This window comes from Pseudonocardia alaniniphila, from assembly GCF_022524485.1.
In the GTDB taxonomy this organism is placed as follows: domain Bacteria; phylum Actinomycetota; class Actinomycetes; order Mycobacteriales; family Pseudonocardiaceae; genus Pseudonocardia; species Pseudonocardia alaniniphila.
In genome coordinates this window covers 74,712-98,508 of record NZ_JAKXMK010000011.1, presented here as the reverse complement: position 1 = coordinate 98,508, position 23,797 = coordinate 74,712, and the positions used below count along the sequence as shown (strand labels likewise).

Annotated in this window: 22 protein-coding genes; 7 read left to right on the top strand and 15 right to left on the bottom strand. The window is 71.8% G+C overall.

Features of this window, described 5'->3' with window-relative positions:
• Positions 1–12: 12 nt before the first annotated feature.
• From tilS to dacB, 3 genes are all read right to left on the bottom strand, one after another.
• Positions 13–1,005 (bottom strand): tRNA lysidine(34) synthetase TilS, encoded by a 993-nt coding sequence (tilS, locus tag MMF94_RS14175; RefSeq protein ID WP_241036865.1) that lies wholly within the window; start codon positions 1,003–1,005, stop codon positions 13–15.
• 116 nt (positions 1,006–1,121) lie between these two features.
• Positions 1,122–2,216, bottom strand: a complete 1,095-nt coding sequence (locus MMF94_RS14170) for a zinc-dependent metalloprotease (RefSeq protein ID WP_379660429.1) — start codon at positions 2,214–2,216, stop codon at positions 1,122–1,124.
• Positions 2,217–2,300: 84 nt separating this feature from the next.
• The gene (gene dacB, locus MMF94_RS14165) at positions 2,301–3,725 is read right to left on the bottom strand and encodes a D-alanyl-D-alanine carboxypeptidase/D-alanyl-D-alanine endopeptidase (RefSeq protein WP_241036864.1); all 1,425 of its coding nucleotides are present in this window, start codon (positions 3,723–3,725) and stop codon (positions 2,301–2,303) included.
• Between the two features lie 154 nt (positions 3,726–3,879).
• Between dacB and MMF94_RS14160 the strand changes: the two genes are divergently transcribed.
• Positions 3,880–4,383: an inorganic diphosphatase gene (locus MMF94_RS14160; RefSeq protein ID WP_241036863.1), complete on the top strand. Its 504-nt coding sequence runs from the start codon at positions 3,880–3,882 to the stop codon at positions 4,381–4,383.
• Positions 4,384–4,443: 60 nt separating this feature from the next.
• Here the strand turns inward: MMF94_RS14160 and MMF94_RS14155 are convergent, their stop codons facing one another.
• From MMF94_RS14155 to MMF94_RS14140, 4 genes are all read right to left on the bottom strand, one after another.
• Positions 4,444–6,207, bottom strand: coding sequence for an MDR family MFS transporter (locus tag MMF94_RS14155; RefSeq protein ID WP_241036862.1), 1,764 nt, complete (start codon positions 6,205–6,207; stop codon positions 4,444–4,446).
• A gap of 9 nt (positions 6,208–6,216) precedes the next feature.
• On the bottom strand, positions 6,217–6,726 hold the full coding sequence (locus MMF94_RS14150) for a MarR family winged helix-turn-helix transcriptional regulator (RefSeq protein ID WP_241036861.1): 510 nt from the start codon (positions 6,724–6,726) through the stop codon (positions 6,217–6,219).
• A gap of 134 nt (positions 6,727–6,860) precedes the next feature.
• On the bottom strand, positions 6,861–8,084 hold the full coding sequence (locus tag MMF94_RS14145) for an acetyl-CoA C-acetyltransferase (RefSeq protein WP_241036860.1): 1,224 nt from the start codon (positions 8,082–8,084) through the stop codon (positions 6,861–6,863).
• Positions 8,085–8,141: 57 nt separating this feature from the next.
• A complete protein-coding gene (locus tag MMF94_RS14140) occupies positions 8,142–8,594 on the bottom strand; it encodes a MaoC family dehydratase (protein ID WP_241036859.1) in 453 nt (150 codons plus the stop codon).
• A gap of 151 nt (positions 8,595–8,745) precedes the next feature.
• Between MMF94_RS14140 and MMF94_RS14135 the strand changes: the two genes are divergently transcribed.
• Positions 8,746–9,687: an ATP-binding protein gene (locus MMF94_RS14135; protein WP_241036858.1), complete on the top strand. Its 942-nt coding sequence runs from the start codon at positions 8,746–8,748 to the stop codon at positions 9,685–9,687.
• A gap of 74 nt (positions 9,688–9,761) precedes the next feature.
• Positions 9,762–10,538: a transglutaminase-like domain-containing protein gene (locus MMF94_RS14130; protein WP_241036857.1), complete on the top strand. Its 777-nt coding sequence runs from the start codon at positions 9,762–9,764 to the stop codon at positions 10,536–10,538.
• A gap of 20 nt (positions 10,539–10,558) precedes the next feature.
• On the opposite strand, the gene MMF94_RS14125 is transcribed toward MMF94_RS14130, so the two are convergent.
• Positions 10,559–11,533, bottom strand: a complete 975-nt coding sequence (locus MMF94_RS14125) for a helix-turn-helix transcriptional regulator (RefSeq protein ID WP_241036856.1) — start codon at positions 11,531–11,533, stop codon at positions 10,559–10,561.
• 77 nt (positions 11,534–11,610) lie between these two features.
• Here MMF94_RS14125 and MMF94_RS14120 point away from each other — a divergent pair, with 77 nt between their 5' ends.
• A complete protein-coding gene (locus MMF94_RS14120) occupies positions 11,611–11,949 on the top strand; it encodes a YybH family protein (protein ID WP_338104211.1) in 339 nt (112 codons plus the stop codon).
• Positions 11,950–11,970: 21 nt separating this feature from the next.
• On the opposite strand, the gene MMF94_RS14115 is transcribed toward MMF94_RS14120, so the two are convergent.
• The gene (locus MMF94_RS14115) at positions 11,971–12,879 is read right to left on the bottom strand and encodes an aldose 1-epimerase family protein (protein WP_241037108.1); all 909 of its coding nucleotides are present in this window, start codon (positions 12,877–12,879) and stop codon (positions 11,971–11,973) included.
• Positions 12,880–12,985: 106 nt separating this feature from the next.
• Here MMF94_RS14115 and surE point away from each other — a divergent pair, with 106 nt between their 5' ends.
• A complete protein-coding gene (surE, locus tag MMF94_RS14110; RefSeq protein WP_241036854.1) occupies positions 12,986–13,786 on the top strand; it encodes a 5'/3'-nucleotidase SurE in 801 nt (266 codons plus the stop codon).
• Positions 13,787–13,861: 75 nt separating this feature from the next.
• Here surE and MMF94_RS14105 read toward each other — a convergent pair whose 3' ends face one another.
• The 5 genes from MMF94_RS14105 to MMF94_RS14085 all read right to left on the bottom strand — a co-directional run bounded on the left by MMF94_RS14105 (position 13,862) and on the right by MMF94_RS14085 (position 20,594).
• Entirely contained in the window at positions 13,862–14,251 is a 390-nt protein-coding gene (locus MMF94_RS14105; RefSeq protein ID WP_241036853.1) for a YbjN domain-containing protein, read from the bottom strand.
• A gap of 40 nt (positions 14,252–14,291) precedes the next feature.
• Complete coding sequence (locus tag MMF94_RS14100; protein ID WP_241036852.1) at positions 14,292–15,707, bottom strand: fused MFS/spermidine synthase; 1,416 nt, start codon at positions 15,705–15,707, stop codon at positions 14,292–14,294.
• A 77-nt stretch (positions 15,708–15,784) separates the two neighbouring features.
• Positions 15,785–16,936 (bottom strand): acyl-CoA dehydrogenase family protein, encoded by a 1,152-nt coding sequence (locus tag MMF94_RS14095; protein ID WP_241036851.1) that lies wholly within the window; start codon positions 16,934–16,936, stop codon positions 15,785–15,787.
• Between the two features lies 1 nt (position 16,937).
• Complete coding sequence (locus MMF94_RS14090) at positions 16,938–18,977, bottom strand: acetyl-CoA carboxylase biotin carboxylase subunit (protein WP_277398722.1); 2,040 nt, start codon at positions 18,975–18,977, stop codon at positions 16,938–16,940.
• A 27-nt stretch (positions 18,978–19,004) separates the two neighbouring features.
• The gene (locus MMF94_RS14085) at positions 19,005–20,594 is read right to left on the bottom strand and encodes a carboxyl transferase domain-containing protein (protein ID WP_241037104.1); all 1,590 of its coding nucleotides are present in this window, start codon (positions 20,592–20,594) and stop codon (positions 19,005–19,007) included.
• 127 nt (positions 20,595–20,721) lie between these two features.
• On the opposite strand from MMF94_RS14085, the gene MMF94_RS14080 reads away from it, so the two are divergent.
• On the top strand, positions 20,722–21,396 hold the full coding sequence (locus tag MMF94_RS14080; protein WP_241036850.1) for a response regulator transcription factor: 675 nt from the start codon (positions 20,722–20,724) through the stop codon (positions 21,394–21,396).
• Here MMF94_RS14080 and MMF94_RS14075 read toward each other — a convergent pair.
• Positions 21,372–23,036, bottom strand: a complete 1,665-nt coding sequence (locus MMF94_RS14075) for a sensor histidine kinase (RefSeq protein ID WP_241036849.1) — start codon at positions 23,034–23,036, stop codon at positions 21,372–21,374. The genes MMF94_RS14080 and MMF94_RS14075 overlap by 25 nt on opposite strands.
• A gap of 89 nt (positions 23,037–23,125) precedes the next feature.
• Between MMF94_RS14075 and MMF94_RS14070 the strand changes: the two genes are divergently transcribed.
• A complete protein-coding gene (locus MMF94_RS14070) occupies positions 23,126–23,719 on the top strand; it encodes an SACE_7040 family transcriptional regulator (RefSeq protein WP_241036848.1) in 594 nt (197 codons plus the stop codon).
• The last annotated feature ends 78 nt before the right edge of the window (positions 23,720–23,797 follow it).

The window sequence follows — 23,797 nt, the reverse complement described above, 5'->3', positions numbered from 1 at the left end:
TATCGGGGAAGATCAGCCGGAATGCCAGCGGACCGGGCGCAGGAAGAGCCTGCCACGCTCCCGCACCAGCTCCAACCCACCAGGAAGGGCCACACCGCCACGATCCGGACCCTGACCTGCGAGGAGGTCGGCGGCACGCAACTGCGTATCGGTGAGGGTGGTCACCGATGAGCCCAGCAGCCACGAGCGCAGCACCCGCCTGCGCAGGGCGGGCGCCGCCGCCGTGAGCGGTTCGACGCGCAGCGCGTCGCCCTCCCGGATCTCGGCGAGCAACGCGGCCGCGAGCGCGTCCAACGTGTCGACGTCCTCGCGGAGCTGGGCCGCGGTGCGCGCGAGCGCGGCGGCCACACCTCCCGAGAGCACCTCCTCCAGCAGCGGCAGCACCTCGTGCCGCAGCCGCACCCGCGTGAACCTCGGGTCGATGTTGTGCGGGTCGTCCCACACCGGGAGGCCCCACGCCGCGCAGGCCGCGGCCGTGACGGACCGTCGCACCCCGAGGAACGGGCGCAACCACGGTGGGTCCCACTCCCGCATGCCGGCCAGCGACCGTGGCCCCGATCCCCGGCCCAGCCCGAGCAGCACCGTCTCGGCCTGGTCGTCGAGCGTGTGCCCGAGCAGGACCGGCGCGTCCGGGTGCGGGCGGGCGGCGCGGAGCGCGAGGTAGCGGGCCCGGCGCGCCGCCGCCTCCATGCCGCCGGGGCCGTCCACACGCACACGGTGCACCGACGCGACGGCCCCCATGTCGATCAGCCGATCCGCGGTCGCCGCCGCCAGCTCCGCCGAGCCTTCCTGCAAGCCGTGATCGACGACGGCCGCGTGCACGTCCCGCTTGTCCCGGACGGCCAGCGTGGCCGCGGCGAGTGCGAGCGAGTCGGCGCCACCTGAGCACGCCACCAGAAGCGGGGCGGCGCGGTACGCGGCGGGCAGCGACGCGAGCGCGGTACGGACGGCACGCCGGACCTCGGCCACCGCCGGGTCGACGCGCCGCTGTGCCCGCTCGGCCACCAGCCCCTCCTGCCCTCTCCGTCCGCCAGCACCCAAGGACCCCGGGCGCGAGTCTGCCGGAGGCGGACATACCTGCCATACCAACGGCACGTCGGTCCGGCCCATCGGACGAGGGACTAGCCGTGGATGCGACGCAGCCAGGCGCCCGGGTCGGCGAGCTCGGCGCGGGTCGGGAGGGTCTCCGGGCTCTCCCAGACCCGGTTGAAGCCGTCCATCCCGGCGGCGAGCACCACGTGCCGGGTGAAGGCGGAGCCCACCGCGTACTGGCGCACCTTCGCCTCCACGCCGAGCACGGCGCGCAGCACCCGGTCGACGATCCCGGTGCCGCGCCTGCGGGCGGTGAACCGGGAGCGGATGGTGGCCACGCTCGGCACCACGCCGGGGCCCGCGGCATCCATGACGTGGTCGGCGTGCCCTTCGAGCAGCGTGGTGAGAGCGAGCAGCCGGTCGAGCACGGCCCGCTGCTCAGGGCCCTGCAGGAGCTCCACGATCGCCAGCGAGTCGCCGCCCGTGGAGCGCACGGCGCGCAGCACCTCGGGGAGGCGGTCCAGCAGCACGATGCGGTCGTTGCTCTGCGTGACCGTGAGGAACCGGGCGACCTCGGCGGCGAAGTACGAGCGCAACCACGGCACGGCGGTGAACTGGAGCCGGTGGGTGGCCTCGTGCAGGCAGACCCAGAGGCCGAAGTCGGTGGCCGGCACGTCCAGTGCCTGCTGCGCGGCGTGCACGTTCGGCGCCACCAGTAGCAGCCGCCCATCGCCCATGGGGCCGCCGAACGGGTCGTACTGGCCGAGAACCCGGCCTCCCAGGTACGCGACGACGCCGCCGACCTGCAGGCCCGCGGTGCGGGCCGTCAGGGCGCGGGCGGCACGGGACACGGCGGGCAGTTGCGCGTCGGCGGTGAGTGCCGACATGCCGTGCACGGCTGCCGCGGCCCACGCCGGTCGGTCCACGACGTCGGCGGGCAGCAGTGGCAGGCCCTTTCCGAGGCCGGTGATCTCCCGGACGTGCCCCTCGGCGACGGCAGCATCCGACCGCAGCCGCGTGACGAGTTCCCTGGCCTCCTGGGGGGTGGCGTCCGGGCCGGGCTGCATGAGCCGGGTGGCGGTGCGCCGGGCCAGCTCCCAGTCCACGGGGAGGCCGCGCTCGGTGGAGCCGGCTGGACCGGGCTGCGATTGGTCTGGCTGGAGGGCATCGGTCACGTGCGGCACGTCACCCACGCTACGCAACGGACGCCCGGTACGCCCTGCTCGGCGACACCGAGTGCAGACCCTTCGAAGAAGCTGCGGCTGCGCTCAACGGCAGCCGCAGCGGCTCAGCTGCGCAGCCATGGCGTCGAGTTTCGGTCGCATGGTGGCGGGGCTCACGCCGTTGGACATCAACACGAAGACCAGCAGCCTCCCGTCGGTGTCGGAGACGACTCCCGCGAGGCTGGCGACGGCCGTGAGGGTGCCCGTCTTGGCCCGCACCACCCCACGGCCCGGCCCGGAGACCCCGGTGCGGCCGAACCGGCCCGCGAGGGTGCCGTCGGCGCCGGCGACCGGCAGGCCCGTGATGATGGGGCGCAGGAACTCGGTGTCGTCCGGACCGATGGCGGGCGCGGCGGCGGCGCTGAGCAGCTGCCCGAGCAGGCGGGCGGGCACGAGGTCCTCGGTGGACAACCCGCTCCCGTCGTGCATGACGGCGCCGGTCGGGTCGAAGCCCGCCTGGGCGAGCGCGGCGGCGGTCTCCTGCACGCCGCCGGTGAACGTCGGGGTGCCGTGGCGCGCGATCGCGATCTCCCTGGAGAAGACCTCGGCGAGCACGTTGTCGGAGTCGCGCAGCATCTGCTCGACGAGCACTGCGACGGGAGCCGATCGCACCGCTGCGACGGACTTCGCGCCCGCCGCGGCTGTGCCCTCTGCGACGTCGGAGGAGTCGACGCCCAGGTCCTGCGCCAGCGCCCGGCCGGCAGCCATCGCGGGATCGGGGACGCGGGGCCCTTCGGTCAGCTTCGGATTGATCCGGCCACCGTCGACCATGAGCGGCTCGATCGGGGTGATGAAGCCGGCGGCCACGTCCGCGGGGTCCCAGCCCTCGGCCATCGTCGGTCCCTGGTAGCGACTCGTGTCGACGAGCACCTGGGTGATCGGGCCGGGCACCGCCTTCTTGACCGCGGCGGCGAGGTCGGACATCCGCGGGGCGTCCGGGTACACGCTCTCCTGACCAGGGGGCAGCGTGGTGAGGGTGGGGTCTCCACCGCCGACGAGCACCACGGTGCCGGGCTGCGGCCCCTGCACCACGCGCGTGACGAACCTGTCGGTGGGGTTGAACGTGAGCAGTGCGGCGGCCGCGGTGAGCAGCTTGCCGGTGGAGCCGGGGGTCAGCGTGACCTCCGGCGTGTGCTGCCAGATGGTCTGCCCGGTGGCCGGATCGACGACGATGCCGGTGAACTTCCCCGGCAGGGCTTCGGCAGCGCCGTCCAGCACAGCAGCCACCCCGGCTGCGGTGGGCCGGGGCGCGTCGCCCTGGAGCGGCTGGAGCATCGGCAGCGGCGAGGACGGCAGGACGGTCTCGGCGGTCTGGGACAGACCGAGCCGGTGCACGATGATGGGGCCGGTGAGCGCCACCGCGCTACCGGACGCGGCGAGGACGGCGAGCACCACGAGGACTATCAAGCTGCGTCGCGCCCCGCTACCGGACACACGCAGTCTGTCACCGATCCGCCGCCCGAAGCCCATGCCCCTCCTTCCCCCTCGCAGTGGCACAACAGCACAGGTCGGCCGGTCACGAGTGGGCCGACGCGGTCCCCCACACTAGAGGCAGGCGCCGGAGCCGGTCGCCCGACCGGCATCGGCTCCGTCAATGCCCGCTTCTGAACAGCAGGAGAGTGCTGTGGACTTCGACGTAACGATTGAGATCCCCAAGGGGGGTCGCAACAAGTACGAGGTGGACCACCGGACCGGACGGATCCGGCTGGACCGGACCCTCTTCACCGCCACTCAGTACCCCGCCGACTACGGGTTCATCGAGGACAGCCTCGGCGAGGACGGCGACCCGCTCGACGCGTTGGTGCTGGTACAGGAGCCGACCTTCCCTGGTTGCCTGATCCGTGCGCGCGCCATCGGCATGTTCCGGATGAAGGACGAGAAGGGCGGGGACGACAAGGTCCTCTGCGTCCCGAGCGACGACCCACGCCAGGAGCACCTGCGCGACATCCACCACCTGCCCGAGTTCGACCGGGCGGAGATCCAGCACTTCTTCGAGATCTACAAGACGCTGGAGCCGGGCAAGAGCGTCGAGGGCGCCACCTGGGTGGGCCGCGCCGACGCCGAGCGGGAGATCAAGACCTCATGGCAGCGGGCGAAGGACGCGGCCGAGCACGAGAACGAGCACTGACCAGCTCCCCGATCGAGGCGGCCGCTCCCTTGCCCGGTCTCGGGCACCGCCGCCCGTTGTTCAGTGCCGGTCCCTCGCTGCGCGCCCGGCGTCCGGAACCGCGGCTTCCGCGGGGAGGACGACGGGCGTAGCCGAAGGCCCCAAGGCGGCCACGGGAGGCGCTTCCTCACCGCGCCGGGCATCGATGCCCGACTGAGCGCGCAACGGCACCTCCTTGAGCGTGACCACGGCGACGAGGCCGATCACGAGCACCGCCGAGGCCGCGACGAACACCACGCTCATGGACTCCGCGAATCCGTCGAGGATCGGCCGGCTCACCACGGGGTCGGCCGACGAGAGGAACGACGAGTCGTCGAGCGACAGCTCGGCACGGCCCTCCACCGCGTCGAGGATCGGTGCGTTCGCCGGGTTGGCGGCAACCCCGGGATCAGCGACGGCTCCGCGGAACTGCGGAGTGGCGGACGCGGCCCGGAGGTTGTCGGCCACCCGGTCGCCGAGCTGGGCGAACAGGACAGAGAGGAACACCGCCGTGCCCAGCGTGCCGCCCATCTGCCGGAAGAAGGTGGCGGAGGCGGTGGCGACGCCCATGTCCTGCGGCGGCATCGCGTTCTGCACGGCCAGGGTGAGCGGTTGCATGACCGCGCCGAGCCCCCAGCCGAACACCAGCATGATCACCGCCGTGCGCCAGTAGGGCGTGGCGACGTCCACTCGTGAGAGCACTGCGGATCCGGCGATCATCAGCGAGATCCCGATGACCGGCCACACCTTGTACCGGCCGGTGCGCGAGATGAACTGGCCGGAGAACACCGACATCGACATGATGCCGAGCACGAGCGGCACGGTCTGCAGCCCGGCCTGGGTCGGCGACGACCCCTTGACGATCTGCAGGTACAGCGGGAGCACCGCGAGCACACCGAACATGCCCGTGCCGGCGATGAACGAGGCCACGACGCCCGATCGGAAGACGCCGTTGCGGAAGAACCGCAGCGGCAGCAGCGCGTCGTCGCCCATCCATCGCTCGATCACCACGAACGCGCCGAGCCCGGCCACTCCGATCACGACGCACGCCAGGGCGGGCAGCGACGCCCATCCCCATGACCGCCCCTGCTCGGCGACGATCAGCAGCGGGACGAGCCCGACGGTGAGCGCGAGCGCGCCCGGCCAGTCGATGCGGTGTTCCCGCGGGGTGTGCGGGACGTTCAGCACCTTCGTCACGACGATCAGCGCGACGATGCCGAGCGGGACGTTGATGAGGAAGACCCACCGCCACCCGGTGATGCCCAGGATCTCCGCGTGCCCGGCAAGGAACCCCCCGGCCACCGGCCCGAGCACGCTGGATGTGCCGAAGACGCCCACGAACCAGCCCTGGTAACGGGCCCGTTCCCGGGGCGCCACGACGTCGCCGATGATCGTCAGAGCCAGCGAGAACAACCCGCCTGCCCCGAGCCCCTGAATCCCGCGGAAGGCCGCGAGCTGGAGCATCGATGTGGCGAAGGTGCACGCCACCGAACCGACGACGAAGATCGATATCGCGGTGAGGAACAGCGGCTTACGTCCGAAGAGATCCGAGAGCTTGCCGTAGAGCGGCGTGGTGATCGTGGCCGTGATCAGGTACGCGGTGGTGGCCCAGGCCTGCAGGCTGAGGCCGTCGAGGTCGTCGGCGATCGTCCTGATCGCGGTGGCCACGATCGTCTGGTCGAGCGCCGCGAGGAACATCCCGAGCATCAGCCCGGCGAAGATCGTCAGGATCTGCCGATGGGTGAGCGCGCCCCCGTCCAGGGCGGCGGACCGAGCGCCTGCCGGATCAGCTGGGGGCTCGGTCATGCGGGCCTCTCAGGAGCGCACGGCCGCTGCATCGATCGTGGCGGCGGCAGCAGCCTCGGCCGACCGGAGCATCGAGTTCTCGAAGTCGCTGGTGAACCGCGCCAGCAGCTCGGCGAGCGCGTGCCGGTCGTCCGGGGACCATCCCGCAAGCATCTCGGCGATCCGCTCGTTGCGCAGGCGCCGGTTCTCCTCGAACACCCGTCTGCCCTCGTCGGTGGCAGCCAGCAGCGTCGCTCGCCCGTCCACCGGGTCGGCGGTGCGCTCGACCAGGCCGAGACGTACGAGGTGGCCGATCTGGCGGCTGATGGTGGACGGGTCGGAGTGCACGGCCTCCGCGAGCGACCCGGCGCGGCGCGGCCCGTCGTTCACCAGGTGGACGAGCAGGTGGTACGTGGCCCGCTCCACCGCGTCGGGGTGCTCGGCCTGGTACTGCACCTGCTTGCGCTCTATCAGCCGGACCAGCCGAATGAGCTGGCTGCCGACCTCGTCGGCGATGACGAGCTCGTCGTCGAACGGCACGGCTGGGCCCCCTGAGGAGATTGTCGGCTTGCATGTGTCACGCAACAGCTTGACTCATGCAAGGATGTACCGGCCGTCCGGCTTCGGCAACCTGCACACGTGTGACGTGGGCCGTGCTGTGAGAAGACGCGACCTCAGGCGACCCGCTCGAACACCGCGGCCAGGCCCTGGCCCCCGCCGATGCACATCGTCTCGAGGCCGTAACGGACCTCACGACGGGTCATCTCCCGCGTGAGCGTGGCGAGGATCCGGCCGCCGGTGGCCCCCACCGGGTGGCCGAGCGAGATGCCCGAGCCGTTGACGTTGAGCCGATCGAAGTCCTCCGGCGCGAGCTTCCACTCACGGGTGCACGCCAGCACCTGAGCGGCGAACGCCTCGTTCAGCTCGATCAGATCCATGTCGGCCAGCGTGAGCTCGGCCGCGTCCATCGCCTTCGCGACAGCCGGAACTGGCCCGATCCCCATCGTGGCGGGCGCCACGCCGCCCACCCCCCACGAGACCAGCCGCACGAGCGGCCGCAGGCCGAGCTCCTCGGCCTTCGCCGGGTGCGTGACCACGCAGATCGACGCGCCGTCGTTCTGTCCGCTGGCGTTACCCGCGGTGACGGTGGCCTCGGGATCGTCGCGGCCGAGCACCGGGCGCAGCGTCGCCAGCTTCTCCACCGACGAGTCCGGACGGATGTGCTCGTCGGTGTCCACTGTGACGACTGCGGGGCCGCCCTTGCGACCCTTCACCGTGACCGGGACGATCTCGTCGGCGAAGCGCCCGGCCTCACGCGCTGCTGCGGCGCGCTGGTGCGAGCGGACGGCGAACTCGTCCTGCTCCTCACGCGGGATGGAGTACTCGCGGCGCAGGTTCTCCGCGGTCTCGAGCATGCCGCCGGGCACCGGGAAGTTGATCCCTCCGGCCGTGACCCGGCCACGGGCGAGCGAGTCGTGCAGCATCACGCCGGGGCCGCCCTTGGCGCCCCAGCGCATGGACGTGGAGTAGAACGACGCTCCGGACATCGACTCCGCGCCGCCCGCCAGCACCACCTCCGACGCGCCTGCCTGTACCTGCATCGCCGCGTACAGCACGGCCTGCAGCCCGGAGCCGCAGCGCCGGTCGATCTGCAGCCCCGTGACGGTGACGGGCAGGCCGGCGTCCAGCGCGGCGACACGGCCGATCGCCGGGGCGTCCATCGTGGGGTAGCAGTGCCCGAGCAGGACGTCGTCCACGGCGTCCGGTGGGAGTCCGGTGCGATCCAGCAGGCCCCGGATCACGGTGGCCGCCAGCTCGTGGGCGGGCACGTCCCGCAACGAGCCGCCGAAGCCGCCCACCGGTGTCCGCAGCGGCTCGCAGATGACCGCTTCGCGCATCAGGTCGTCTCCCTCGTCGTCCTGTCGTACCGCTTGACTGATCTTGCCGATCGAGTCCTACACGTACTGGCGGGTCAACCACTCGGCCACGAGCGCGGGCCGCTCGGACCCCTCGATCTCCACCGTGACCTTGTTGGTGAGCTGGACCCCTCCGGCCACGTCGGCGACATCGATCAGCTCGATGCTCCCCCGGACCTTGCTCCCGACGGGCACCGGCGAGGTGAACCTCACCTTGTTCAGTCCGTAGTTGATGCCCATCTTCGTGTTCTCGATCCGATAGATCTGCGAGACCAGCACGGGCAGGAGCGAGAGCGTGAGGAAGCCGTGCGCGATCGTGGTGCCGAACTGGCCGGCCTTCGCGCGCTCCTCGTCGACGTGGATCCACTGGTGGTCGCCGGTCGCGTCGGCGAAGGTGTTGATCTGGGTCTGGTCGATCGTGACCCAGTCGCTCACCCCCAGCTGGGTGCCCACCGAGGCGCGCAGCTCGTCGACGCCGTTGAAGACTCGCATCGTCACTCCTGATCTCGTACTCCGCTGATCCACCGTGGCACAGGCGGATCTCGACCCGCCGATCCACCCTGCCACACCCGGCTGGGTGGTTCGCCCTGCTCCGAGCGGGTACGCGCCTATACGTCGGCATCATCGGCAGGGACGGGACGTGATGGGGACCGCAACGGAGAGGACGACGCCCCCGAGACCCGATGGCGCATGGCACGAAGCGGTGCCGTACTCCTCCGCTGCTCACCTCGTCGAACGGTTGGCTCCACGGGTCGCGGCCGCCGTGTCGGCAGGAGATCCGGTCGTCGCGGTGCTGGACGAGCCCACCTGCGTGTCTCTGCGCCGCGCGCTCGGGAGCGACTCCGCCGAGGTGGATTTCCAGGACCCGTTCGAGGTGCACAGGATGCCGGCGTTCACCGTGGCCGTGCGGTGGGCCAGGACGAGCAGGCGGATCACCAATCCGGGCGGTCGTGCGCTGGTCGTGAGCCAGCAGATGGAGGTCGACCGCGGACCTCTCCATTGGGCTCGGTTGGACATCGGGGTGAACGTGGCCACCGCCGGGCTGCCGATCACGGTGCTGTGCCCCGTCGATCACGACGTCGCGGACCTGCCCACGGTGGAGGACACCCATCCGCTCGTTGCCACGGCCGACGGTCCCGAGCCCAGCAAGCGCTACCGGCAACCGGAGGAGTCGGTGGTGGACTACCCACCGCCACCGCCACCCGGCCTCGGTCCGCCGGCCGCGGAGCTCTCCTTCGGACAGGACGACCTGATCGATCTGCGCCGCCTGGTCCTCCGGGTCGCCGTGATGGCCGGTCTCGACGCCGACCGCGGCGCCGATCTCGTGCTCGCCGTGAACGAACTGGCCTCGAACAGCGTGGAGCACGGAGCGGGGCGCGGACGGCTGCGGATGTGGAACGGGCCCGACGTCGTGGCCGAGGTCGCCGATCACGGCCGGATGAGCGTGCCGTTCCCCGGTATGACGATCCCGCCCCCGGACGGCGCCCGCGGCCGTGGCCTGTGGCTCGCCTCGGAGCTGGCCGACACGCTCGAGGTGTGGAGCGAGCCCGGCGACACCGTCATCCGGGTGCAGATGCGCGTCTGACGAGCCGGATCACGAAGCCGCGGCGAACCGGGCAGAACGTCGACGCGCGGGGCCGTGAGGTTCACCATGTCGAGGTGGACACGGTTGCGCGCTTCGCCGAGCTGGTCGGCCGGCCCGACCCGCCGTTGGACCGTGCCGCGCTCGCACTTGCCGCAGGTGCGGACGCCGACCTGGACACCGGACGCTGGCTGCGCGAGCTGGACCGCCTCGCCGAAGGCGTCACCTCGCTCGACGCGCTGGTGGACCGGTTGTTCGTCCAGGAGGGGTTTGCCGGCAACGTCGGGGATTACCACGATCCGCGCAACTCGCTGCTCCACCACGTCCTGGAGCGCAGGCTGGGCATACCGATCACGCTGGCCGTGGTCACGATCGAGGTCGGCAGGCGGGCCGGGATCGCGCTGGAAGGCGTGGGCATGCCCGGGCACTTCCTCGTGCGGGCGATCGACTCGCAGGTCCTCCTCGACGTGTTCCACGGCGGTGTCGAGCTCGACGACGCCGCGGCCGAGGCCCTGTTCCGCACGGCGTCGGGGGCGGGCCCCGAGGTGCCGTTCGGGCCGCACCTGCTGGCCACCGCCGCGACGCCGTCGATCCTGCTGCGGATGCTCGAGAACCTCCGCCTGGTCTACCGGGCCCGGCGGCGTCCGGACGACCTGGAATGGGTGGTGCGGATGCGGCTCGCCCTACCCGGCGCCGGGCTCCCCGACCTGCTCGAGCTGGCCGGCGCGCTGGGCGACCAGGCCCGCTGGATCGACGGGGCCCGCGTGCTGGAGGAACAGCTCCCGGAGGCACCGCCGGAGCGGGCCGAGCTGCTGCGCACCGCGGCCCGCGCCCTGCGCGCCCGCCTGAACTGAGCCGACGCTCGTATCAACGTTCAGGATGACGCTCCGTAGCAGGTGGCGATCGCGGCAGCGCGGTTGCGCAGGGCGGTGCGCAACCACTGCGGGGTCAGGGCTTCCGCGCTCGTGGCGAGCTGCCACAGCGCCCATTCGGCGTGTCGCGGATCGCTGAAGGTCACCTCCAGTCGCAGCCAGCCGTCCGCGTCGGGTTCCTCGGTGCGGACGGCCAGCACGGTCCGCAGCAGCTCCTCCCGCCGTGCCGCGTTCACCCGTACCAGCACGGTGACCTGGTCGCCGCCCGTCCGAAACTGCGTGCTGCGTTCCTGCCAGGCCCGGTCCAGATCGACCCGGTCCGGTCGCTGTGCGGGTTCGGTGAGTTCCTCGGCGGCCAAGATCCGGGACAGCCGGTAGGTGCGGTCCGCGCCGAGTTTCGTGGCCAGCAAGTAGCCGTGGTCGCGTACCGTGACCAGGCCGATCGGGTCCACCGTGCGCCACTTCGGGGTCTGGTCCACGGCTGCGTAGTGGATGCGCAGCTTGTGTCCGGCGAACACCGCGCGCCGGACCTCGCTCACTATGGTGTCGGGCACCTCCTCAGCGATCAGCCGGCGCGAGAGGAGGTCGGTCTCCGGGTCGATGAGCAATCGTCGGGCCGCGCCGGCCGCGGTGGTCCGATAGCTTTCGGGTAGCGCGTCAACCACCTTGCGCATGGCCGAAGCGAGCGCCGAGCCGAGGCCGAATGCCTGCGCGCCGCGCCGCGATCCGGCGACCAGCAGGGCAAGTGCTTCGTCGTGGTTCAGTCCGGTGAGCTCGGTCTGGAAGCCGGGCAGCAATGCGAAGCCGCCGTGCCTGCCGCGTTCGGCGTAGACCGGGATGCCGGCAGCGGACAGCGCCTCGATGTCGCGCAGCACGGTGCGCGTGGATACCTCCAGCTCGCGGGCCAGCGTGGCCGCGGACAACCGACCGTGCCGGCGCAGCAGCAGCACGAGCGACACCAATCGGTCGGCGCGCATACAGGGACTTTATCGGAATACACGACACAGGATGTCGTGTATTTGTTGCGAGGCTCATCAGCATGACAAGCAAGACAGTGGCCACTGAGCCGAACGACCTGGGCAAGCACTTCATCGAGCGCGGCAACGCGGGCGACGTCGACGGGCTGGTGGCGTTGTACGAGCCGAACGCCGTGCTGGCGTTTCCACCGGGCAACCTTGCGACCGGACATGCGGAGATCCGCAAGGTGTACGAGCAGTTCGTGGCGGCCGCGCCGGTGCTCTCGCCGGGTAGGCAGCATCCAGCGCTGGTGAGCGGCGACCTGGCGCTCACGGTGTCCACGCTGACCACCGGTGAGGTGACCGTCGAGATCGCCCGCCGCCAGCCGGACGGGTCGTGGCTCTGGGTCGTGGACCAGCCGGTACTCGTGCCGTAGCGGGGCGGTGAGCTTGCCCGATCAGCCGGAGATCGCCAGCGGTCGGATGCCCCAGCTCCCGGTCCACGTCTCGCCCGGCTCGACGACGAGCAGCCCTGTTCCGGAGTTCAGCGCGTCGGGAGGGCAGGTCATCGGCTCGACGGCGACCGCGCGGCCCCGCCCGGGGTGGTCGTCGGGGGTGAAGACCTGCACCCAGGCGAAGTCGGGATCGGCCCACAGCTCGACGCCCGCGGTGCGTCCGGTCAGCCGGTGGCGCACCACCGTGTCCCCGTCGGCAGGAGCGCAGTCGCCGAAGGCGTGGTCGAGCTCACGGCCGCGAAGTGGCCGGCCCGCCCGGAAGTCGAGATCGCCATCGGCGGGCACGGCCGGGCCCGTGGGCAGGCCTCCGTCCAGCGGGAGTGTCGAGGCGGCCGCCAGCGTGAGCACGCAGTCGTCGGTGGCCTCGTCCCCCGCCCGCAGGTACGGGTGCGCCCCGACACCGAACGGGACCGGATCGGCCCCCACGTTGCGCACGCGGTGGGTGACGGTGAGCCCGTCCGCTCGCACGGCGAACCGCACGCTGGTGTCGAGCGGCACCGGCCAGCCCGGCTGAGGAGCGACCACGGCGTGCAGCGTGACGGTGTCCGGCGTGAGCTCACCCGTGCGGTAGAAGGCGTGGCGGAGCAGCCCGTGGATCGCGTTACCTGCCGCGGGCTCGCTCAGCGATAGCTGCTGAGGCTGCCCGTTCCACGTCCAACGCCCGTGCGCGGTGCGGTTGGGCCACGGGACGAGGACGTTGCCGGACCCGCGTGGCGGGCGCGCCGACTCGTCGAACGTCTCGATGTACGGGCGACCGTCCGACTCGAAGGCCCGCAGGCCCGCACCGACCTCGGTGACGACCGCGCGGACGTCGCCGGAGCGGATCTCGAACTGCTCGCCCGTGGGGGGCATGGGAATGCGGGTGACCACTGGCGGAGCCTACGTCCGTGGCGGCGGGGACCGGTGCGGGTCACGGGCGCGTCGCCCTCAGGTCACCTTCCTCCCTTACGGTGAACTGGTGGCCCATTCGCGACGTCTCCGTGCCCTGATCACCAACGACGACGGCATCGACTCCCCCGGGCTACACGCGCTCGCCGACGGAGCGCGTGCCGCCGGGTTCGAGGTGGTCATCGCCGCGCCACACGTCGACGCCAGCGGTGTCGGTGGGTCGGTGCTCTCGATCCGTGACGGCAACCGCACCCGCGTACACAGCCGGGAGCTCGCCGGCCTGCCCGGCGTGCCGGCCTACGCGGTGGAGGGGCACCCGGCGTTCATCGTGCACTCGGCCGGGCGCGGCTGGCTGGACCCGGAGCCGGATGTCGTGCTGTCCGGCATCAACCTCGGGGCCAACCTCGGTCACGCGGTGCTGCACTCCGGCACGGTGAACGCGGTGCTGGCCGGGTTGATGCACGGGTGGCGCGGGCTGGCCGTGTCACTGGACCTCACCGACCCGGCACCGGAGAACCCCCACTGGGACACCGTGCTGCATCTCCTGCCCGAGGTGCTCGACGTGCTGCTCGCCGCTCCGGACCCCGCCGCCCTGTCGCTGAACGTGCCCAACCTGCCCATCGCCGAGGTCGGAGAGCTGCGTGAAGCCGGGCTCTCGACGTTCGGCACGGTCCAGGTGCGCGTCGACCACCGCAGCGGGGAGCACGGCGAGGTGCTGCACTCCGAGTCGGCGAAGATGTCGACGCCGCTGGAACCGGGTAGGGACGCGGCGCTGCTGGCGGCGGGCCACCCGACCCTCACAGAGTTGGTCGGCGTGACCGATCGGCCGGGAGTGCTGGACCGGGTGGCTCCGAGCAGGCGAGCAGGCTAGGGCCTGGGACGAGCGGCGCCCTCGTCCGCCAGGTCCGGGCAGAGGGCCCGTTCGGTCAGGCTCCGGTGCGCAGGCTCAGTGCTCGTCGGAGCCGGTCAGCTCGTTCTCGAGCCGGTCGGCCACCTCGACCACCACGCGGAACGAGCGGTCGAAGCCGTCGAGCGCGGTGTCGGCCAGCGGGATCGAGTGGCGGAAGAGCACCACTCCGTCGGTGGCGACGGCACCACCGGCGATCGACTCACCCGCGAGCATGAGCAGCCGGGGGAGGTCCAGGTCGGCGGCCCGCCCGATCGGCGACGTGATCTGGGCCCACTGGTGGGAGTCCTCTCCGCTCGCCAGCCGCACCACGACGAGCTGGGTGCGCTCGCCCGACGTGGGCAGGTTGAACCACAGCTCGTCCTCGACCTGCCGCATGATCTCGTAGCGCACGCGGACGAAGGACACCAGATCGTCCCAGCTGGCCACCACGCCACCTTCCCCTCGGGTCGTGCGGACCGTACCGTGCTCAGCCTCTCAGCTGGTCGACCGGCGCCCAGTCGTCGGTGAGAACTTGGGCACCGGCGGCGAAGTTGCGGGCGGCGTCGTCGCCGAGCACCGAGTTCGGCTCGCCGTGAGCGGCGGCGTGGGCGGCCATCGCGGTGGCGTCGAGCGGCCGGTCGGATGCGACGATCACGGCGTTGCCCCCGCCGCCCGGCGCGAGCTGATCCGGCCGCACCAGGAGTGCGACGTGCGGGAACCGGCTCGCGACGGTGGCCATCTCGGCGGCGAGCAGGTGCCACGGCTGGTCGTCGATCACGTTCAGCACGAAGACACCGTCGATGCGCAGCACCCGGTTCACATCGCCCATGAACTCGGCCGTGGCGAGATGCCACGGCACCGACCGCTCGCCGAACGCGTCGCCCACCACGACGTCCGCGGACGCCGTCGGCACGCTCGCCAGCGACGTTCTGGCGTCCCCGATCTGCACCGACGTGCCGGGGATGGAGTCGACGTCCAGCTCGCGACGGGCCAGCTCGACCACGCCTGCGTCCACCTCGAGCACGGTGGAGGTGCTGCCCGGACGGGTGGCGGCGAGCCAGCGGGGCATCGTGAACCCGCCCCCACCGAGGTGCACCGTCTGAAGCGCCCCCCTGCCAGGGAACGCCGCGTCGATCGCGTCGGCGAAGCGCTGGGTGTAGGCGAACTGCAGGCGGGTGGGGTCGGAGAGGTCGACAGCCGAGTGGCGAAGATCGTCGAGCACGAGTATGCGGGTGTTCGGATCCCCGGGTTCGGTCTCGACACGGGCGCAGTAGTAGACGGTGTCGACGTCGCAGCGCCCGGGCACGACCACCAGCAGCGCGCCTGCCACCGCCGTCGCGACGGCCACCCCCGCGACCGCGGTCCGCGTGCGAACTGTGGCCGTGACCGCCGACAGCGTCAGACAGGCCCCCGCCGTGACCAGCAGGATCACCGTGGTCGGCAGCAACGACACCAGCACGAACCCTGTGAGGAACACCCCAGCCAGTGACCCGAGTGTGCCGGCCGCCGACAGCCGGCCGATCACCGCGCCCGATCCGTCCACGCTCGACAGGCAAGCCCGGGTGACGGCAGGCGTCACCATCGCCAGTGCGGTGACCGACACCAGCGTCGACACCGCGACCAGCACCACCGCCGCGTACGGGCCCGGTCCGAGCCCCGGGCCCAGGAGCCGGATCAGCGGGCGCACCACGAGCACGCCCAGCCCGCCGACGGCCAGTGCACCGGCGGCGACCCGGCGCGGTGGCAGCACGTCGGACCAGCGGCCACCGAGTGACGCACCGGCCGCGATCCCGGCCAGCGCCACACCGATCACGGCCGTGGTGGACTCGATGGTCAGACCGACGTAAGGCGCCACGAGCCGGGTGGAGAGTGTCTCCACCACCAAGATTGCGGCACCGCTCACAATCACGACTATCCGGGCGAACAGGGCGTTCACCCCACCATCCTCCGGTGGGCGACCCCGATGGCGCCAGCGGGGTGCTACAGACCGAGCTGTCGGGCGATCAACATCCGTTGAACCTCGGAGGTGCCTTCGCCGATCTCCAAGATCTTCGCATCACGGTAGAAGCGGCCCACCGGATACTCGTTCATGAACCCGTAGCCCCCGAAGACCTGCGTGGCGTCGCGGGCGTTGTCCATCGCCGCGTTCGAGGCCACCAGCTTCGCGATCGCCGCCTCCTTCTTGAACGGCTCGCCTGCCAGCATCTTCGCCGCCGCCGCGTAGTACGCCAGCCGTGCGGTGTGCGCCCGCGCCTCCATGTCGGCGATCTTGAACTGGATGGCCTGGTAGCTGCCGATCGGCCTGCCGAACGCCTCACGCTCGTGTGCGTAGCGCACCGACTCGTCCACACAGCCCTGCGCGAGCCCGACCGACAACGCCGCGATCGCGATGCGGCCCTCGTCGAGGATCGAGAGGAACTGGGCGTAGCCGCGCCCCCGCTGCCCGAGGAGGTTGCCCGCAGGCACCCGGCAGTCGTCGAAGAAGAGCTCGCGGGTGTCGGAGGCCGACCAGCCGACCTTCGAGTACTTCTGCGACACCCGGAATCCCGGTGTGCCGGCCGGAACCATGATCGCCGAGATCTCCCGGCGCCCGGCTGCGTCCGTGCCACCCGTGATCGCGGTGACCGTGACGACCGAGGTGATGTCGGTGCCGGAGTTGGTGATGAAGGCCTTCGAGCCGTTGATCACCCACTCGTCGCCGTCGAGCCGGGCGGTGGTGCGGGTGGCGCCTGCGTCCGAGCCGCCGCCCGGTTCGGTCAGCCCGAACGCGCCGAGCCGCTCTCCGGCGACGAGCGCGGGCAACCACTCCCGCTTCTGCTCCTCGGAGCCGAACCGGTAGATCGGCATCGCCCCCAGCGACACCCCGGCCTCCAGGGTGATCGCCACCGACGAGTCGACGCGGGCGAGCTCCTCCAGCGCGAGGCACAGGGCGAAGTAGTCCCCGCCCATGCCGCCGTGCTCCTCGTCGAAGGGCAGGCCGAACAGGCCCATCGCGCCCATCTTCGCCACGATCTCGTACGGGAACTCGCCACGCTCGTAGAACTCCCCGATGACCGGCGCCACCTCCTTGCGCGCGAAGTCCTCGACGGTGGCCCGCAGCGTCTCGTGCTCGCCGCTCAACGTGAGGTCCATGTCATTCCTCCTCGGTGCCGGGTTCGACGATCAGGAGCGCGGCGTCGCGCGCCACGGTGGTGCCGGTGCGGACCCGCAGCTCGCGGACCACCCCGTCGACGGGCGCGGTGAGGACGTGCTCCATCTTCATGGCCTCCACCACCACGAGCCGCTGGCCCGCGCGCACCTGCTGGCCCTCGGTGACCTCGACGACGGTGACGGTGCCGGGCATCGGGGAGAGGACAGGGCCGCCGGCGCCCTCATCGGCCATGGCCGCCGCGTCGAGGGGGGCCTGCTCACGGACGCCCCAGGCGAGCCCGTCACGGCCGATCCACAACGTGCTGTCGGCAGGGGCACCGGGGCGGGCCCCGCCGACGACGCAGTGGTAGCGACGGGTGACGCCGTCCACCGTCACTTCGAGATCAGGCGACCCCGGGGCGCGACGGGCCCGCAGACCGACCGGGGGGTCGTCGCCGACGACGCACTCTGCCGCCGCCGCGCGCCCTCGCACCCGCACGACGACGGGCTCGTGCCCGGACACCAGCATCTGCCACGTGGTCCAGGCGGGGTCGCCGACGCGCCAGCCACCGGGCACGTCGAACGGGTCCACCACCGGCCCCGCGGGTTCGAGCGCGAGCATCGCGTGGGCCGCGGTGGCGGCCAGCACGTCGGCGGGCAGCTCCGACGTGGTCCACGCGGTGCCGCGGCGGCCGACGAGGCCGGTGTCCAGCCGCGCCGCACGGACGTCGTCGTCGGCGAGGAGGGCCCGCAGGAATCCGACGTTGGTGTCGAGACCGAGCAGCACGGTGTCGCGCAGCGCGGCGTCCAGGCGACGCAGGGCCTCGGCCCGGTCGCTGCCGTGGGCGATGACCTTGGCGAGCATCGGGTCGTAGTCCGAGCCGACGACGAACCCCTCCGCCACACCCGAGTCGACCCGCACCCCCGGCCCCTGCGGTTCGTGCAGCGCGAGGATCCGGCCGCCCGTCGGCAGGAATCCCGAGGCCGGGTCCTCGGCATAGACCCGCGCCTCCACGGCGTGCCCGGTGAGGCGCACGTCCTCCTGCCCGATCGGCAGCGGCTCGCCCGCGGCCACCCGCAGCTGCAGCTCCACGAGGTCGAGCCCCGTGACCATCTCGGTGACCGGGTGCTCCACCTGGAGCCGGGTGTTCATCTCCATGAAGTAGAAGGCCCCGTTCGAGGCGAGATCGCCGTCGGCCCGGTCGCCCTCCACGATGAACTCCACCGTGCCCGCGCCGGTGTAGCCCACCGCGCGGGCCGCCTCGACCGCCGCTGCGCCCATCGCGGCGCGTTGCGTCTCGCCGAGCAGCGCCGACGGCGCCTCCTCCACGATCTTCTGGTGGCGCCGCTGCAGGCTGCACTCGCGCTCACCGAGATGGATGACGTTGCCGTGCGTGTCGGCCATGACCTGGATCTCGATGTGCCGGGGAGTGCTCACGAGCCGCTCGACGAGCAGCGTGTCGTCGCCGAAGGATCCGCGAGCCTCGCGCCGGGCCGTCGCGATGGCGTCGGCGAGCTGGTCGGGACGGTGCACCTCGTGCATGCCCTTGCCGCCACCGCCCGCGCTGGGTTTGAGCAGCACCGGGTACCCGATCTGCTCGACGGCCGCCGTCAGGTCGTCGTCGGAGAGGCCTGCGCCGTCCGAGCCCGGGACGACGGGCACGCCCGCCTTGGCGACGGTCTGCTTGGCGCGGATCTTGTCGCCCATCGCCTCGATCGCGCTGGCCGGTGGCCCGACGAACGTGATGCCGGCCTCGTCGCAGGCCGCGGCGAAGGCGGTGTTCTCGCTCAGGAACCCGTAGCCGGGGTGGATGGCCTGCGCACCCGTGGACCGCGCGGCCTCGATCACCGCCGGGATCGACAGGTAGCTCTGCGCGGCGGGTGCCGGCCCGATCCGGACGGCGACGTCGGCCAGCGCGACGTGGGGAGCGTCGGCGTCGGCATCGGAGTACACGGCGACGGAACGCACGCCGAGCCGCCACAACGTGCGCAGCACGCGCACGGCGATCTCACCCCGGTTCGCGACGAGCACGGTGTCAAACACGCGCAGCCTTCCTGCTGGTCGGGGAAGTCACATCCGGAAGACGCCGAAATGCGGCGTCTCGAGGGGGGCGTTGGCCGCGGCGCTCAGCGCCAGGCCCAGTACCGTTCTCGTGTCGAGCGGGTCGATCACGCCGTCGTCCCAGATCCGTGCCGTGGAGTAGTACGGGTGGCCCTGGTGCTCGTACTGGGCGCGAATGCGCTCCTTGAAGGACTCCTCGGACTCGCCGTTCCCGTCGCCGCGCACGGCGGAGAGCACGGTGGCCGCCTGCTCGCCGCCCATCACCGAGATACGCGCATTGGGCCACATGAAGAGGAACCTCGGTGAATAGGCCCGCCCGCACATCGAGTAGTTCCCCGCTCCGAAGGAGCCACCGATGATCACGGTGAATTTCGGGACCCGCGTGGAGGCGACGGCCGTCACCATCTTCGCCCCGTTCTTCGCGATGCCACCGGCCTCGTACTCGCGGCCGACCATGAAGCCCGAGATGTTCTGGAGAAACACCAGCGGGACACCGCGCTGGTCGCACAGCTCGATGAAGTGCGCGCCCTTGAGCGCCGACTCGGAGAACAGGATCCCGTTGTTCGCGACGATTCCGACGGGGTGCCCGTGCAGCCGCGCGAATCCGGTGACGAGGGTGGTGCCGTACTCGGCCTTGAACTCGTGGAAGCGGGAACCGTCGACGATCCGCGCGATCACCTCGCGCACGTCGTAGGGCGTGCGTGAGTCGGTGGGCACCGCGTCGTAGAGCGACGCGGGATCCACGGCGGGCTCCTCGGTGGGCACCACGTCCCAGGGCCGCACCGCGCGCTGCCCGAGCGTCGCGACGATCGAGCGGACGATCCGCAGGGCGTGCGCGTCGTCGTTCGCGAGGTGGTCGGTGACCCCGGAGATCCGCGAGTGCAGGTCACCCCCGCCCAGCTCCTCGGCCGTGACCACCTCACCGGTGGCCGCCTTCACCAGCGGCGGGCCGCCCAGGAAGATCGTGCCCTGGTTCCGCACGATCACGGCCTCGTCGCTCATCGCGGGGACGTACGCACCGCCCGCTGTGCAGGAGCCGAGCACCGCCGCGATCTGCGGGATGCCGAGCCCGGACATCGTGGCCTGGTTGTAGAAGATACGACCGAAGTGCTCCCGGTCGGGGAAGACATTGTCCTGCTCGGGGAGGTACGCGCCCCCGGAGTCGACGAGGTAGATGCACGGCAGCCGGTTGTGCAGCGCCACCTCCTGGGCGCGCAGGTGCTTCTTGACCGTCATCGGGTAGTAGGTGCCGCCCTTGACGGTGGCGTCGTTGGCCACGATCACGCACTCGCGCCCCGCCACCCGTCCGACCCCGGTGATCAGGCCGGCACCGGGGGCCTCGTCGTCGTACATCCCGCCGGCGGCGAGCGGCGACAGCTCGAGGAACGGGCTCGACGGGTCGACCAGCGAGTCGACACGATCGCGCGGCAGCATCTTGCCCCGCTCGACGTGGCGGACGCGGGAACGTTCGGGGCCACCCAGGCGGGCCGCCGCGATCCTCTGCCGCAGGTCGGCGACCAGCTCCCGATGCGCAGCGGTGTGACGTGCGGAGTCCTGCCCCGCTGGGTCGACCGCGCTGCGCAGCACCGGAGCGGACATGACGACGGGCATGCTGACTCCCTCGGTCGACTGGCGCCGATGTTAACGCTCATTAACCGGGTGATGCCAGTACCGCCACGGCGGGTGGGAGGAGGGCCACGCCGCCGGGGCCCTATACGGTTTGATCGTGCGGGTACTGCTGGTGGAGGACGAGGTACCGCTGGCCGAGATGGTGCGGCGCGGGTTGACCAACGAGGGCCACTCCGTGCACGTCGTGCACGACGGCCTGGCCGGCTTGGCAGCGGCGAGCACTCACCAACATGACGTCGTCGTGCTGGACATCATGCTGCCCGGCCTGTCCGGCTACCGCGTGCTGGAACGGATGCGCGCGGCGTCGATCTGGACCCCGGTGCTCATGCTGACCGCCAAGGACGGCGAGTACGACGAGGCCGACGCCTTCGACCTCGGCGCCGACGACTACCTCGTCAAGCCGTTCTCGTTCGTCGTGCTCCTCGCCCGGCTGCGCGCCCTCCTGCGGCGCTCCGGGGATGCCAGACCCGCCGTGCTGAACGTCGGCACGCTGCGCCTCGATCCCGCCCGCCACAGGGTCCACCGCGGAGACACCGAGATCACGCTGACCCCGCGCGAGTTCGGGGTGCTGGAGCACCTGATGCGCCACGCCGGCGAGGTCGTCACGAAGACCGACATCCTGCGCGCCGTCTGGGACGCCCACTACGAGGGCGAGGTCAACGTCGTCGAGGTGTACGTCGGCTACCTCCGCCGCAAGATCGACACGCCGTTCGGCACGCGCAGCATCGATACCGTGCGCGGGGTGGGTTACCGGATGACCGAGCCGGGCTGACCGCCCGGCATACCCGGCTGAGCCGCCCGGCGTCTCGGCGACGGGAGACCGACGGGAGGGCTGGTCGGGACGGCCGGCAGACCCCACGGCCTCGTCTCCGGATCGCGCTTCGCATCCTCGTCGCGCACCGGCTGCTGCATGTGCGCAACCGCTGGGGTGGGCGCAGTCGGCGTGGGAGCGACGGGCTGCCACGGGGCAGCCGGGGTGCGGTCGGCGACGGGCACAGGCGCTTGCGCGGGCAGCCGCACCCGGAACCGCGCCCCGCCGATCGTCGCCTCGTCCACCTCCACGGTGCCGCCGTGAGCCGCGACGACCTCGGCAACGATCGCCAGGCCCAGCCCGGAGCCTCCGTCCGCACGGGCCCGGGCAGCGTCGAGGCGTACGAACCGGTCGAACACCCTGGCCCGGTCCTCGAGAGGCACACCCGGTCCGTCGTCCGAGACCTCCACCACCGCCATGCCGTCCTCCCGCATGACCCTGACGACCACCCGGGAGCGGGCATGCCGGCGCGCATTGTCGACGAGGTTGCGCACGACCCTGGCCAGCTGGCCACGGTCTCCGATCACGCGCACCGGCTCGGTCTGCACCTCGGCCACCACCCGGCTCTCGGACGGACGGCCACGCTCGGTCTCGGCGACCTCGTCGAGGTCGACCTCCTCGCGGCGCGGCTGCAGCCCGCGCTCGTCGGCCCTGGCGAGCAACAGCAGCGCGTCGACCAGCCGGTTGAGCCGCTCGGTCTCACCCCGCAGCGCCGTGACGGTGCCGGGCTCGTTCGAGCCGCGCTGCATGAGCTCGAGACCGGTGGCGATCGTGGCGAGCGGGCTGCGCAGCTCGTGGCTGGCGTCGGCGACGAACCGGCGCTGGACGCCCTGGGCGTCCTGCAGCCGCTCGATCATCGCGTTCATCGTCTCGGCCAGGCGGCCCACCTCGTCGCGAGCGGGGGGCACGGGTACCCGCTGGGACAGGTCCTTCTCGCTCATCGCGGCCACGCGCGACCGGATCGCCTCCACCGGGCGCAACGCCCGCCCCGCGAAGAAGTACGTGGTGAGCCCGGTGATGAGGATGAGGATGGGCACGCCGAACATCAGGTAGAACAGCAACGTGCTGGTGGCGTCGTCGACGGGCTTCAGCGGCATCGCCACCAGCACGACGACGTGGTCGCCCGCGGACACCGCCCCGGCCGCCACCAGCACGACCTTGGCCGGAACGCCGTTGGCGCGCCTGACCTCGGTGTCGGGCACCACGACGGACTTCCCGTCCTGGGGTGCGATCGTGGACAGCGCCGTCGCCCGGCCTGCGGCGTCGCTGCCGGCCTCGATCACCGTGACGTGGTCCTCGTCGTCGTCCGACTCGTACCTGACGAGCACCTGGACCAGGTCGTCCGGGGTGGCGAGAACGTCGATCGCCTCTCGGGCGTTCTCGTTGGCCGAGCCCTCGTAGTTGCCCTCGACCCGCTCGACGATCTGCTTCGTCCGGTCCTCGGCGGAGTCCTTCACCGTGGCACGCAGCGACTGGCCGACCAGGAAGACGAGCGCCGCGCCCGCGACGATCAAGGCAATGGCGACCACCGCGGCGGCAGACAGCGCCGACGCGGTGCGGACGCCGAGGCGCGCGCGAATCGCCTTCGGTAGCCGGGCCATTCCACGAGGGTAACGATCGGCGCTGTGACACTGCTGAGGGCGACCACAAGTGGGTTAGCAGGTATTAACACGGGGGCTACGCTGCCCGGGTGGCAGCGTCCCCGGTGGTGCCGGCAGGCGGCAGGCGGCAGCAGATCCTCACGGTCGCGGCGCAGCTGTTCGCCAAGCACGGCTTCCACGGCGTGAGCATCGCCGACCTGGGAGCGGCCGTCGGGGTCAGCGGGCCCGCGCTGTACCGGCACTTCCCCGGCAAGGAAGCGCTGCTCGCCGAGATGCTCATCGGCATCAGCGAGCACCTGCTCGCCGGCGGGCAGGCCCGCGCCAGGTCGTCGGACGACCCGCGGACGGTGCTCAGGGCGCTCGTCGAGTTCCAGGCCGACTTCGCCCTGCGCGAGCCGGAGCTGATCGTGGTGCAGGACCGCGACCTGGCGAACCTGCCGGTCGAGGCACGCCGGAGGGTGCGCCTGCTGCAGCGCACCTACGTGGAGATCTGGGTGGACGCGCTGCAGCGGGTGCACCCCGGCCTGCCCGTCGAGTCGGCCCGGATCGCCGCGCACGGCGCGTTCGGCCTGCTGAACTCCACCCCGCACAGCGCGCCGGGGCTCGACGTGCAACGCGCACCTGCTGTGGCAGCGGTGCTGACGCGGATGGCGCTCGCGGCGTTGCTGGACCTGACCGGCTGATCCATTCCGGACGGTCCGGGGGCTGGCGCGCAGCACCGTGGAGAGGGGACGATGTCGGCTCGTCCTGTCGTTCCCACC

Excerpts from the sequence above, each read along its gene's own strand:
- MMF94_RS14125 (WP_241036856.1), bottom strand. The coding sequence starts at position 11,533 with ATGCGCGCCGACCGATTGGTGTCGCTCGTGCTGCTGCTGCGCCGGCAC.
- MMF94_RS14145 (WP_241036860.1), bottom strand. The coding sequence starts at position 8,084 with ATGCGCGAAGCGGTCATCTGCGAGCCGCTGCGGACACCGGTGGGCGGC.
- MMF94_RS14075 (WP_241036849.1), bottom strand. The coding sequence starts at position 23,036 with ATGGCCCGGCTACCGAAGGCGATTCGCGCGCGCCTCGGCGTCCGCACC.
- MMF94_RS14135 (WP_241036858.1), top strand. The coding sequence starts at position 8,746 with ATGGGGACCGCAACGGAGAGGACGACGCCCCCGAGACCCGATGGCGCA.
- MMF94_RS14115 (WP_241037108.1), bottom strand. The coding sequence starts at position 12,879 with ATGCCCCCCACGGGCGAGCAGTTCGAGATCCGCTCCGGCGACGTCCGC.
- MMF94_RS14085 (WP_241037104.1), bottom strand. The coding sequence starts at position 20,594 with ATGTCCGCTCCGGTGCTGCGCAGCGCGGTCGACCCAGCGGGGCAGGAC.
- dacB (WP_241036864.1), bottom strand. The coding sequence starts at position 3,725 with ATGGGCTTCGGGCGGCGGATCGGTGACAGACTGCGTGTGTCCGGTAGC.
- MMF94_RS14155 (WP_241036862.1), bottom strand. The coding sequence starts at position 6,207 with ATGACCGAGCCCCCAGCTGATCCGGCAGGCGCTCGGTCCGCCGCCCTG.
- MMF94_RS14095 (WP_241036851.1), bottom strand. The coding sequence starts at position 16,936 with ATGGACCTCACGTTGAGCGGCGAGCACGAGACGCTGCGGGCCACCGTC.
- MMF94_RS14140 (WP_241036859.1), bottom strand. The coding sequence starts at position 8,594 with ATGCGAGTCTTCAACGGCGTCGACGAGCTGCGCGCCTCGGTGGGCACC.